Here is a 12,039-nt window from a genome sequence, read left to right as displayed (position 1 = left end):
ACACTTCTTTTGAAAGTTGGACATTTTGTTGGACAAGTGATATTGTCTGAATTATTTATTTTATTTAAATACGATAAATAGGGGGTTTGTTGATTAAGTGGCGGACGAGGAGAGATTCGAACTCTTTTTAAAAATATAGTTATCCCTTAACTAAAGGGTTTAATAAATAAATTATTAGCTAATAACCTACAAATAACTATATTTCTTGTACAGTTGTACAAAGCTTATAATATCTCTTGACATTATAAAAATATTATATTATAATTTTATATTGTTATACACGGTTTAACTTGTAGGAGTGATTACCTACTAGTAAGACACTGATTAGGTAGGGGTAAAACCTTACCTTTTTTTTTGCCTTTTAGGTATGTGGGAAGTGTTGGGTTGGGAGTGCCTTATGAAAGGGTAAACCGTGTTTAACAAAATAATGATGTTACTTTTAATATTCTTAGTCTTTGCGATTAAGATATATTAATAAAAGGGGGAATTAATCACTCCCCTGTCATTATTTATTATAGTTAATTATCTCATATCTACATTTTAAATAATGTTTTTTAAATAATTTGATTGTATTATTTGCTAAAAGAGTTTTATCAGGTATAACATAAATACATATTATTTCTTTATCTTGTATATTGTTTTCATCTACATAAAAATGACAAGCTCCATAAAATTCTCTTATATCTTTTTCTGTAATTTTAAAAGAATTCTCAGTATTCCAATTTTTACATTGAATAAGAAGAACCTGATTATTTTTATATGCAATTAAATCAATTCCTCCATCATCAAAACCACCTCTTTCATCTAAAGTATAATCTTTATTTTTATAGTGATTTGATACATATATTTCATATTTTGCACCTTTTTTATTTTTTTCATCTTGTGACATTCTTGATTTCTTAAGTTTTTTAAATATCAAAGATAATATTAATGCAAATAAAACCAATGCTATCATTTCATTTGATATTGGGATGTTTTTTAAAATATCTTCAATTTGAATCATTACTTAACCTTTTCAATAATATCCATTCGTTTAGTAAGCTCTTCTACTTTCTTAGCTAAATCTTGTTCATTCTCTAAACCGTGTTCTATCTCTTTTTCTTTTTGTAAACTGATCTGTCAACCCTAAATCATACTCAGAGCAATAGAATTCTAAGCAGCCGTTTCTACATGTAACATTTTATTTTCAAACTCAACAGGAGATAAATTATAATTTGCACCATGTAATCTTTGCCTATTATAAAAAACTTCTATATATTCAAATATATCTTGATTAGCTTGTGCTTTTGTATGATATATTTTGTGATGTGTTAATTCTGTTTTTAATGTATGAAAAAAACTTTCAGCAACTGCATTATCTAAACAATTACCAGACCGACTCATACTTTGTATTATTCCATGTTTTCTCAATAAATCCTTATGCTCATAAGATGCATATTGACTTCCTCTATCAGTATGCCAGATTAAGCCTTTTGATGGTTGTCTAGTATTTAGTGCCATTTTTAATGCATCATTTACTAATGATACTTTTACCCCAAGGGCATTTCTTTCAGGGCACATATTATCATCCATCATTGACCATCCAACTATTCTTCTTGAATATAAATCTATAACAGTAGCTAAATATAACCATCCTTCACTTGTTGGTATAAGAACAGAAATAAAATATATTAAATATATGTTTTATTTTTGTGAATGATATCACCTACATATTTTATACCCTCAAGGGGCACCTAGTATTCTCGTACCCAGCTATAAACCGTTTTTGGATTTATATCTAAATCACTAGCTATTTTTAAAACTGATTGTTCACTATTGATGACAAGTTGAACTGTTGAATCTTTAAATTCTCTTGTGTATTTACTGTTTCTCATTTTATCCTCACTAATTCTTATTTTAGCTCAGAATTTCTTTAAATTCTAAGTATGAATTAGTGTAGCCGGATCAGTAATTGCAAAAAGACATATTACAGAAGATGTATTTAAAGTAAAAGCATTTATAAATGAGCATTATCCAAACTATAAAACAAAAGCCAAAGCAGGAAGCAATAAAGAAATACCTATTTGGAAAAAGATTCTTTGGTTCCTTATAGTGCTTACAATTATAAATACAATTATAGAAGTAAAATATCCTACAAAAATATCAGAAGAAGTTAATAAAAAAGAAGTTTCTAATCAAAAATAATAAATAAAGGAAAACTAATGTTAAAAATATCAATGCTACTTTTTTTAAGTTTAAGTCTTTCACTTGCAGATACAATGAAAGAAAAAATGTGGAAACAATCATCAGAAAGTATGTGTACATTTTTGTATACTGCAGTAATGAATGACACTAACAGAAGCCTATTATATAATGCTGATATAAAAACAGAAAAGATAGAAGAAGATTCAAAAATAGTATTTGAAACTTATATCAAATATAATAATACTAATGCTTTTGTATGTTCAAGTATTATTTACAATCTAAGAGTTAAGTTAAATGCAGTTTTTATAACTGATAATTTGGTTAATCCAACAAAAAAAAATATTAAGGCATTTGTTAATTTTAAAGATTTTTTCACACCAAAGCAGTAACAATATCAAATAGCTAATTCATAGTATAATATAATCATAATTACACTATAAAAAGGCTATTTATGATTATTGATATTGAAGATAATTTATTTTATAAGATAAAAGAACTAATGAAAAATAGAAGTAAATCTATTTATGAAGAGTTAGAAAATATTACTATACTTAAAATAATCCCAAATGATACACTTCAAACGGCAAGAACTGTTAAAACTCAAAGAGTAAAGCAATCTATCAAAGAAACTATTAAAAGCCTTTACAGTGAAGATATGAAAGTATCAAAGTATCAAATACATAAAAGAACTGGTGTTGCTTATGTAACACTCAATAAGTATTATGATGATATTTTAGAAGAGTTTAAAAGGTAGGTTATAAGTGAGTAATTTAACAGCTAAACAAATTGCATTTTGTGAAAACTACATTATTACAAGAGATATAAAACAATCATCTTCCCAAGCTGGTTACAGTGAGAGCTATTCTAAATCAAAAGCTTATGAGTTATTACAAGATGAAAGGATAGTAAAGAAAATACATACCTTAGAAACTGAACACAATCAAAATCATTTTAAAAGATTATCAATAGTCGCAAATGAACAATTAGAAAATATTTTAGTTGGTGCTGATACAGATAGTACAAAATTAAGAGCTATTGAACTTGTCTATAAACTAAGTGGAGTGATACAAGATGATAAAATATCTCTCAATATAAATAATCATAATAAAGTTGGAACAATAGATGATATTTATAATACAAGAACTTTAGATGATTTTTACACTAAAGAGCTAACAGAAGATGAAGCAAAACAAGAAGCTTTAAAATTAGGAGTTCCATTATCGGCACTTATTGAAGATTATAAACAAGTTACAAAAGATGTATTACAAGAGTTTGACTCTAATTATTAATTTGGTAGTTTTTATTTTTATAGGTAAATAGTAGTAAAAATAAAAAAAGTTGTATATTTTAATCGTTTGTAGTAAAAAGTTGTAGTAAGATTTTTAGATTATATGCTTTGAAGCCTTTAAACAAGGCGTTTATTAGTGGCGGACGAGGAGAGATTCGAACTCTCGGTACCGTTACCAGTACGCATCCTTAGCAGGGATGTGGTTTCAGCCACTCACCCACTCGTCCTTTTGTAGGTCGAATTATAATAGAAGTAAGTTAAAAAACACCTTAAAATTTAGATGTTTTTTAAAATATTTTCTACAACTTCTGTTGGGTTAGCAGATTTGTATATAGGTCGCCCTACAACAATGAAATCTACTAGCTCTTTTTTTGCTAAAGCTATATCCGCAACTCGTTTTTGATCACCTGCATCTTCACCAAATGGACGAATCCCTGGGCATAGTGTGATGAACTCTTTTGAAGTGTTATTTTTGATATCTAGGCTTTCAAATGCAGATGAAACTACACCATCAAGTCCAGCTTCAAAAGTATCTTTTGCAAATTGTGTTGCTTTTGTTTCAATATCTTCATTGTATACAGCTTTGAAGTTTTCATTGTCAAAACTTGTAAGGGCTGTAACAGCAATCAGAATTGGTCTATTTGGAATATCTTTGATTCTATTCATAACTGTTTGCATTGCAACTTTACCTGCACTTGCATGTACATTAAACATATCAATAGGGCATTGTGCTACTTCATATGCAGCATCTGCCATTGTATTTGGTATGTCGTGTAGTTTTAAGTCTAAAAATATTTTGAAGTTTGGGTTGATAGATTTTAAAGTTTCTAAAAACTCTTTACCATCTCTTATATAAGCTCTTAGTCCAACTTTTAGCCAAACATCATGGTCTTTGATGTTTGTAGCTAATTCTAGGTTTTCTTTAGCACTTGGTAAGTCTAGGGCAACACATAGTTTCATATATTATTTCTCTTTCTTTTCAATACTATCTAACACACCGTTGATAAATTTTGGTGCATTATCAGCTGCTAATCTTTTTGATAGCTCTATTGCTTCATTGATGATAATTGCTTTATCCAAATCACTAAATAAAATTTCATAAATAGAAAGTCTTAAAATAGCTTTTTCAACACTTCCAACATCAGAGATATCTCTTTCATTTAGGTGTGATGCAATCTCTTTATCAACTTCTGTAAGATTTGCAATAGTTCCATTGAATAATCCTAAAGCAAAATCTTTTTGTTTGTTTCTGATTTTTTTATCTTCTAAGATAACATCAGAAAATTTAGCTATCGCTTCATTTCCTAAATCATACGCATAAAGTAGACCGATTACTGATTCTCTTGCTTGAGTTCTTGTAGCCATTATTTATCCATCTGAGCGTATAAATCTAACATCTCAATAATAGTTGTCATAGCTTCAGCACCTTTATTTCCAGCTTTACTACCAGCTCTCTCGATCGCTTGTTCAATTGTGTTTGTTGTTAAAACACCATTTGAAACTGGAATAGAGTGATTCATAGTAGCACTCGCAATCCCTTTTGTAGCTTCAGCAGAGATGTAGTCAAAGTGTGGAGTTGAACCTCTTATAACTGCACCAACACAACAAATAGCATCGTATTTACCACTTTCTAATGCTTTTTGTAATGCAAAAGGAATTTCAAAAGCACCTGGAACTAAAATTAGATCTAAGTTCTCATCATTTCCACCATGTCTTTTAAAAGAATCTTGTGCACCCTCTACTAATCTATCTGTGATAATATGGTTGAATCTACCATTTATGATAGCTACTTTTTCATTACCATTTAGTCTCATTTGACCTTCAATTATATTCATTTTATATCTCCGTTTAAAATTCTTATTTTTTAATATATTGCGATTATATCTAAAATTTAATTAATAGTTTAAAACATCTTGTATCTTGAAAATATCATCAACTGTTTTGTACAAATCTTCTATTTTTAACATATTTGGACCATCACTTAGTGCAGATGATGGGTCAAAGTGTGTTTCAAAAAAGAAACCATCCACACCCACCGCAGCCGCAGCTTTAGCTAAACTAGGAACTATTGCAGAGTTACCACCAGTTGTTTCACCAGTACTTGGAACTTGTGCAGAGTGAGTTGCGTCAAAGATAACTGGTGCAAACTCTCTCATAGCGATAAGATTTTTCATATCAACTACTAATGCACCATAACCAAATACATTTCCTCTTTCACAAAGCCAAACACCGTTTTCTTTACTTGTTTGGTAGTTTACTTCGTCAATTCCTCTTGTAGCCAATACTTTTGCAACAGGATGTTTCATACTATTAGCCGCTAGAAACTGACCTTTTTTGATATTTACTTTTGCATTAGTTTTTCCAGCAGCAACTAATAAATCAGTTTGTCTACATAAAAATGCAGGTATTTGAACTATATCACATACTTCTGCAGTTGCTTTTACTTGGTTTGATTCATGTACATCAGTTACTAGTTTATATCCAAAAGTATCTTTTACTTCTTGAAGAATTTTTAGTCCTTCATCGAGTCCTGGACCTCTAAAACTATCTAAACTTGTTCTATTTGCTTTGTCAAAACTAGCTTTGAAATAAAAATCAATTCTTTCATTTTCATTTAGTTTTGCTAGTTGTTCTGCTATTTTCATAACATTATCTCTGTTTTCTATAACACATGGACCTGTTAATAGTATCATTTTTTTCCTTTTTGATTAAAATTTATAAATTTTGTAAAATATTTTTTCTCTTCACCCATTATAATATAATGAAACTCATAAATATTATTTGCTATATATTTAAAATCTTCTCTTGCATTTTTATCACAAGCAAATAAAATTTTATCATTGATATTTAATTCGAAATCACTATTTGGAATCAGAAACTTTTCTTTATCTCTTATAATAAGAAGAGGGAAAAGGTTGTTTTTTAGGTTTCTATCTCTTCTTGAAGCACTTAATTTTTCTATTGTTAAGGTACCTTTATTAAGAGAAAGGTACTTGAATATTTCTAGAGTTTCATTTTTTGAAATTGTGATTTCAAATGTTATAGGATTTGTGTCTATTGTTTTCATTAAAGTTGATAAAAGTTTTTGACCCCATGATTCATCTTTTTTTAAAATTAATTGTACCATGATATCTGACAAAGGATTGATAATGGCATTGGTAACTCGATGTACTAAAAGTTTATCTGGTAAAAAAATATGATCAATTTTTGCATGTAAAAATATTGAGAAATCTAAAAGTTCATTTTCTCTTGCTAAGATAATTGTATTTTTATTGAGTTTTTTAACTGTTGATACTATAGAAAGATTTGTTGTGTCATTATTTGTGCCTACAATGATAAGATTTGTATCTGTTATATTTGCATTATGTAAACATGATTTATCTTCTGCGTTGCCTTTAATGATATTTTTGATTCCATTATCTTTTGCCTGAGATATTTTTCGTTCGTTTTCTTCAATTATAGTTGGATATATTTTATTTTTTTCAAACATTTCATAAAGAGTTTTTCCAAATCTTCCATATCCACAAATTATAATTTTTTCGTTTGGTATTGAAAAAGTATTTGAATCTAGTGTACCAATTTTATATAACCAATTTTCAAGTTTAAAAAGACTTGGTGCAACTAGCGCCATCTCTATTTGTGTAGATATTATAGAAAAAGGGTTTTCAACAATATCAGCACCAGCATCATAAAAATTTCCTGTTTGGTTGTCTGTTGAAGATTTTACTGCAACTCGTACATTTGGATTTAAAATTTTTGAGGCTAAGGTGACTCTTAAATTTAAAATATTTCTATCTAGTAAGGATATTACCCCTTTACAATATATTGATTGAACTCCTGCAAATTCTAAAGATGTTGTATTGTGAACATCTTTGACTAAAATAGGAATATGGGGGGTAAAACCTTCGAGATTGAGATAGTCAGCTTTTTTTTGATCTCTTTCAATAACTACTACTCTCATATTTTGTCGTAATAATTTTTTGATAATAATACTGGTTGTTTCATTATAACCTAAAATAATTACAAAATCTTCTTTGATATTTTTAACTGATCTTTTAAATTTTGCAAGTGCAATCTCTTTTAAAAAAAGTTTATCTTGTAAAAGTCTTACTAGTGTTCCTATACCATAAAACCAACCAAGAACGGTGATATATATAGAACACGAAATCCAAATTTTTTGTGCATGAGTAAAAGGATAAGGGATCTCTCCAAATCCAATTGTAGTAGCTGTATAAGTGATAAAATAAAATGCCTGAAAAATAGACATTTGATAAGGGTTACCTTGATCATCGATACCTGGAATGATAAGTAATCCTGTCATTGCAATTGCATAAGTGATCACAATCACAGTAAAAGGAAGTCTCATCCTTTGTAAAATAATCCACAATGAACTATTGTTCAAAATATTATCGCTTTGACTTTAATGTATCACCAATATATAAAATTACTGATGTGATATTAGCAAGGAGTGCACCGCCACTTAGAGAAATAATAATTCCAAATATTTCTGGTGATATTGTGTCATCTATACCATAAATTGTCCATAGAGTTGCTGCTGCAATAAGTTGAATATCGGCAACCAAACTACTTGCAATGAGTACAGAACCCATTTGTGTTTTATCACCTAACTTTAATATTGTTGCAATAATATTTACAATAATCGCAGCAAAAAGCTCGTATTTACTATGCATTTGTAAGTCAAGTGAATCACCGTAAAAAAAACCAAAGTTTAATGTCATTGCTAAAATGATAAAAAAACCTGCTATTACTTTATCTAAGTTCATATAGTTTCTCCGAATATTTATAAGTATCATTATATCCAATATTCAATTAAATGGGTACTATTATTTTTTTGAAACTAAAATACCACTTAACACAATAAATGCAATACCAATAAATAAACTCACACTAGGAAAAACATCTCCTAAAAACATACCTATAAATATAGAAAAAAGTATTGTTGAATAACTAATTGTTCCTACAATTCCACCTTGTGCTAAAGAGTATGCTTTTGTCATATATACTTGTGAACCAGTTGCAAAAAGACCTAGTCCAACGATATGAAACCAAGCCCAGCCTGTGGGCATAATAAATGGAGCTAATACCCAGTCAAAAGTGGAAGAGGAATAGAACTCTGCTAAAATCATAAGAATAATCGGACCTATTGTTCCAATTATCATAAATGATAAAACGATTGAACGATTATCATAAAATTTTCTTAGTTCCCGAATAGAGGTGTAAGCAAGTCCTGCACCTACACCACTTAAAATGCCTAACCAATCTGTTTTACTTAAATTTAAAACATCAAATCCAGTAACAAAAAGAACTCCAAAAAAACCTATAAAAATTCCAACCCATGCAATAGTAGAAAGCTTTTCTTTTAAAATAAGATAAGAAAATATTGCTGTAAAAATAGGTGACACTTTACTAAAGGTTTGGGCTTCTGCTAAAGGGATTGTTGCAATATTGTAAAAGTACATGAGTAGTGCACTAAAACCAATAAATCCTCTTGCAAAAAGTAAAAATGGTTTGCCACCTTTTTGATTGAGAGGAGATTTATAAATAGCATAAAGGATAATTATTACACCTGTGATATTTCGAAAAAAGACTACTTCAATTGAACTGACATAGGTACTTAGTTCTTTTGCAAATCCACCTGTAAAGGCAAACAAAAAAGATGAAATTAGCATATATTTTATAGCGAGATTTGTATTCTCTTTGGGAGGGGTATTTATCATAATCGCGATTTTAATATAATTTTCGTTAAAATCGCATTATAATTAAAGGGATGGTGGGTGTATAGTTAAATAATTTGCTAGATAGATTTATATGCAATTAATAATGAACCTTGATCAATATACATTTTTGCTTCAGGAGTACCATTTAGTTGTCCATGAGAGTATCTCAATTCATTTCTAAATATTAATTTTTCTTTTGTATCTGTATTTTCAATAGTAGTTAGTAAGTTTAATTGAGAACTAGGGACAGAATAAGTTATATCAGTAATTTGAATATTATTTGAAAATTCACTTTGTGAAGGTATTTTATATACTTCTATATCATTAGGTGTAGTTTTTGCATAATAATAATCTTGATTTGTAACTCGGAATAAATTATATAAAGATTTAGGTGAAGGGTTTTGACTCACATTACATTTTAAATAATCTACTAAGTTTTTTCCTGCTTTCTCAGCACAGTTTTTTTTTGCTTCTAAATACATTATATCAGAAGCCAGATGTTGATTAATAAATTTTGAAAAAACTTTCTCTCGTATTTTTGATGTTGTTTCATTTTTAAATCGTTCATAGCTACATTCAGAGAAATTTTGAATTTTTATTTCGTCACCATTATAAAATAAATATAGTTTTTCTTCTGAATATGCTAATTTAATATTCTTTCTTTGACTATCTTCAGTTTGAAAAGATTTAATTTTTAATTTATCTATTGTTCTTTGTCTTGTTATTGTAAACCATTTCTCCAATGCATCTGGAGCAAATTGTTCAAAAATATGTAAACCTTTTTTATATGAAATTTTATCTGTAATAATATTTAGAAGTTGATATAGACCCATATTATGTAAAATAAAACTTTTTTCTTTTAATGAAAAGAATATGTTATCAATCTCCATGTCATATGTAGTACCACTTTGATTTTCATTTCCTAGCCATTTTACATTTGCTTTACTATTAAGAATATTTTTACTTATAATATACCGACCTAGTTTTAACCCATTATAAATAGTATCACGTTCAATATCAGAAAACTCAGATTTTGAAGATATTTGTGATCTTGTTAGATGTTGGCAGTTCTTTATATTTGATTTACAAAAGTTTAAAAAAACATCTGGAGAATCGTTAAATTCAGTTATTCCTTCTTTTAAAATTGAATACCCGAAACTGAGTTCTCTTAAGTGTGTTAATACATCAGCCATTTAAATCCTTAATTAAGTCAGAGATATTAAGTTTTAAGGCATTAGCTAATTTTTCAATATTTTTTAAAGTAATATTTTTCTCACCTCGTTCAATCATCCCAATATATGTTCTATGTAAACCACATATATGTGCTAATTCTTCTTGTGATATTCTTTGTTTTTTTCTTAAAAATTGAATGCGTGTGCCAAATTTTTTTAATATATCCATACTATTATTTTTCATGAATCATATAATATCTAATTGCATACTATAATTCTACATACTAAAGTTAGCATTATGTTTACTTTTAGTATAATAGTTTAAAGTATAAAATTGGAGATTTATAAGATATGAAGAAAAGATTAGTTTCCCTTTTTTCGGGTGCAGGAGGAATGGATTTAGGTTTTGAAGGAAACTTTGAGACGATGAAAGAGTATTTAAATTTAGATAAAAATCATCATTGGATAGAAAAAGATATGGGTAAAAAAGTCTTATTAAAAGAAACTCCATTTACAACTGTATTTGCAAATGATATATTAAAACCTGCAGCAGCTGCCTGGATTCCGTTTTTTCGAGATAGAGGACATGATAGTGAAAAAATTTTTCATTCAGATAGTATTATAGATATTGTTAAAAAATATAGAGAAGGGCAATTTAGATTTCCATCAAATGTAGATATAGTTACCGGTGGTTTTCCTTGTCAGGATTTTAGTGTAGCAGGAAACCGACAGGGACTTAAGTCAACAAAAAGCCATGATGGTGGACTTGCATCTGAAACAACAATTGCAAGTGCTGAAAATAGAGGACAACTTTACATGTGGCTTAAAGAAGTAATTGAAATAACTAAACCTAAAGTTTTTTATGCTGAAAATGTAAAAGGTTTATCTAGTATGAGTGATGTAAAGCGTATTATTGAAAATGATTTTAAATCAATTGACGGTGATGGCTATTTTGTTTTACCTACGCAAATTTTAAATGCAGCAGATTATGGAATTCCTCAAAAGAGAGAGAGAGTAATATTTATTGGTTTTAATAAGAAGTATTTAAAAAAAGAAGTTTTAGAATTATTTGTAAAGAATGATATTAATGATAATATTAATCCTTATCCTTTGGCAACACATTTTAATCCATTGTTAAAGAATAATTTTGGGAAACAATTATTAAAACCTTATTCAACTTGTGAAAATGCTTTTTATGATTTGCAAGAACCTAATATTGATTCAGATTTGGCACAGCAAACTTATTCAAAAGCTAAGTTTTGTAAAGGTTATCAAGGAAATATTGAGATAAAGTTGAATCATATTGCTCCCGTAATACGTGCAGAACATCATGGAAATATTGAATTTAGAAGACTAAGCCAAGAGAATGGTGGAAAATATTTAAAAGAATTAGAATTAATGGAAGAAAGAAGATTAACCGTTAGAGAATGCGCAAGATTACAAACTTTTCCTGACAATTATGTTTTTGTTAGAAAAAGAAAAAAAAATGAACCTTATAGTTTATCAGGTTCAGGTGCATATAAAATTATTGGAAATGCTGTCCCACCTCTTTTATCATACGCTTTAGCTAAACAATTGGAAAATATATGGGATAATATATTTATTGATAATATATAAATTAAATATAAAGTTAAGCTAAAAGGTAAATATTTTTAGT

The 12,039-nt window shown here is 28.4% G+C and carries 15 protein-coding genes, 1 tRNA gene and 1 pseudogene; 4 read left to right on the top strand and 13 right to left on the bottom strand.

What is annotated here, in order from left to right; translation table 11 throughout:
* Positions 1–505: 505 nt before the first annotated feature.
* The 3 genes and pseudogenes from ACMCMH_RS01735 to ACMCMH_RS01725 all read right to left on the bottom strand — a co-directional run bounded on the left by ACMCMH_RS01735 (position 506) and on the right by ACMCMH_RS01725 (position 1,874).
* Entirely contained in the window at positions 506–1,003 is a 498-nt protein-coding gene (locus ACMCMH_RS01735; protein WP_412726489.1) for a restriction endonuclease, read from the bottom strand.
* 149 nt (positions 1,004–1,152) lie between these two features.
* Positions 1,153–1,650: pseudogene (locus ACMCMH_RS01730) on the bottom strand (IS3 family transposase); the annotation flags it as partial.
* Between the two features lie 83 nt (positions 1,651–1,733).
* Complete coding sequence (locus tag ACMCMH_RS01725) at positions 1,734–1,874, bottom strand: transposase (RefSeq protein ID WP_412726487.1); 141 nt, start codon at positions 1,872–1,874, stop codon at positions 1,734–1,736.
* 327 nt (positions 1,875–2,201) lie between these two features.
* Between ACMCMH_RS01725 and ACMCMH_RS01720 the strand changes: the two genes are divergently transcribed.
* From ACMCMH_RS01720 to ACMCMH_RS01710, 3 genes are all read left to right on the top strand, one after another.
* Entirely contained in the window at positions 2,202–2,573 is a 372-nt protein-coding gene (locus ACMCMH_RS01720; RefSeq protein WP_412726485.1) for a hypothetical protein, read from the top strand.
* Positions 2,574–2,635: 62 nt separating this feature from the next.
* Positions 2,636–2,938: a hypothetical protein gene (locus tag ACMCMH_RS01715; protein ID WP_412726483.1), complete on the top strand. Its 303-nt coding sequence runs from the start codon at positions 2,636–2,638 to the stop codon at positions 2,936–2,938.
* Between the two features lie 7 nt (positions 2,939–2,945).
* A complete protein-coding gene (locus ACMCMH_RS01710) occupies positions 2,946–3,473 on the top strand; it encodes a terminase small subunit (protein ID WP_412726481.1) in 528 nt (175 codons plus the stop codon).
* 136 nt (positions 3,474–3,609) lie between these two features.
* Here the strand turns inward: ACMCMH_RS01710 and ACMCMH_RS01705 are convergent.
* The 10 genes from ACMCMH_RS01705 to ACMCMH_RS01660 form a co-directional block, all read right to left on the bottom strand.
* Positions 3,610–3,699, bottom strand: a tRNA-Ser gene (locus tag ACMCMH_RS01705).
* A gap of 49 nt (positions 3,700–3,748) precedes the next feature.
* A complete protein-coding gene (pyrF, locus tag ACMCMH_RS01700) occupies positions 3,749–4,432 on the bottom strand; it encodes an orotidine-5'-phosphate decarboxylase (protein ID WP_412726479.1) in 684 nt (227 codons plus the stop codon).
* Between the two features lie 3 nt (positions 4,433–4,435).
* Positions 4,436–4,837 carry a transcription antitermination factor NusB gene (gene nusB, locus ACMCMH_RS01695; RefSeq protein WP_412726477.1) on the bottom strand — a complete coding sequence of 134 codons (402 nt, stop codon included), beginning with the start codon at positions 4,835–4,837 and terminating at the stop codon, positions 4,436–4,438.
* The gene (gene ribH / locus ACMCMH_RS01690; RefSeq protein WP_412726475.1) at positions 4,837–5,307 is read right to left on the bottom strand and encodes a 6,7-dimethyl-8-ribityllumazine synthase; all 471 of its coding nucleotides are present in this window, start codon (positions 5,305–5,307) and stop codon (positions 4,837–4,839) included. Before ribH ends, nusB begins: the two co-directional genes overlap by 1 nt.
* A gap of 60 nt (positions 5,308–5,367) precedes the next feature.
* Positions 5,368–6,165, bottom strand: coding sequence for a 3-deoxy-8-phosphooctulonate synthase (gene kdsA, locus ACMCMH_RS01685; protein ID WP_412726473.1), 798 nt, complete (start codon positions 6,163–6,165; stop codon positions 5,368–5,370).
* A complete protein-coding gene (locus ACMCMH_RS01680; RefSeq protein ID WP_412726471.1) occupies positions 6,162–7,874 on the bottom strand; it encodes a potassium channel family protein in 1,713 nt (570 codons plus the stop codon). Before ACMCMH_RS01680 ends, kdsA begins: the two co-directional genes overlap by 4 nt.
* 4 nt (positions 7,875–7,878) lie before the next feature.
* The gene (locus tag ACMCMH_RS01675) at positions 7,879–8,256 is read right to left on the bottom strand and encodes a DUF6394 family protein (RefSeq protein WP_412726469.1); all 378 of its coding nucleotides are present in this window, start codon (positions 8,254–8,256) and stop codon (positions 7,879–7,881) included.
* Between the two features lie 60 nt (positions 8,257–8,316).
* A complete protein-coding gene (locus ACMCMH_RS01670; RefSeq protein ID WP_412726467.1) occupies positions 8,317–9,162 on the bottom strand; it encodes a DMT family transporter in 846 nt (281 codons plus the stop codon).
* A 125-nt stretch (positions 9,163–9,287) separates the two neighbouring features.
* Entirely contained in the window at positions 9,288–10,403 is a 1,116-nt protein-coding gene (locus ACMCMH_RS01665) for a hypothetical protein (RefSeq protein ID WP_412726465.1), read from the bottom strand.
* Positions 10,396–10,626, bottom strand: a complete 231-nt coding sequence (locus tag ACMCMH_RS01660; RefSeq protein ID WP_412726463.1) for a helix-turn-helix domain-containing protein — start codon at positions 10,624–10,626, stop codon at positions 10,396–10,398. The genes ACMCMH_RS01665 and ACMCMH_RS01660 overlap by 8 nt, the downstream gene beginning before the upstream one ends.
* A gap of 107 nt (positions 10,627–10,733) precedes the next feature.
* On the opposite strand from ACMCMH_RS01660, the gene ACMCMH_RS01655 reads away from it, so the two are divergent.
* Complete coding sequence (locus tag ACMCMH_RS01655) at positions 10,734–11,999, top strand: DNA cytosine methyltransferase (protein WP_412726461.1); 1,266 nt, start codon at positions 10,734–10,736, stop codon at positions 11,997–11,999.
* The last annotated feature ends 40 nt before the right edge of the window (positions 12,000–12,039 follow it).

It is taken from the genome of Arcobacter sp. 15-2 (genome assembly GCF_047159865.1).
Taxonomy (GTDB): Bacteria; Campylobacterota; Campylobacteria; order Campylobacterales; family Arcobacteraceae; genus JAIOSF01.
This window is presented reverse-complemented; position numbering and strand designations above follow the sequence as displayed.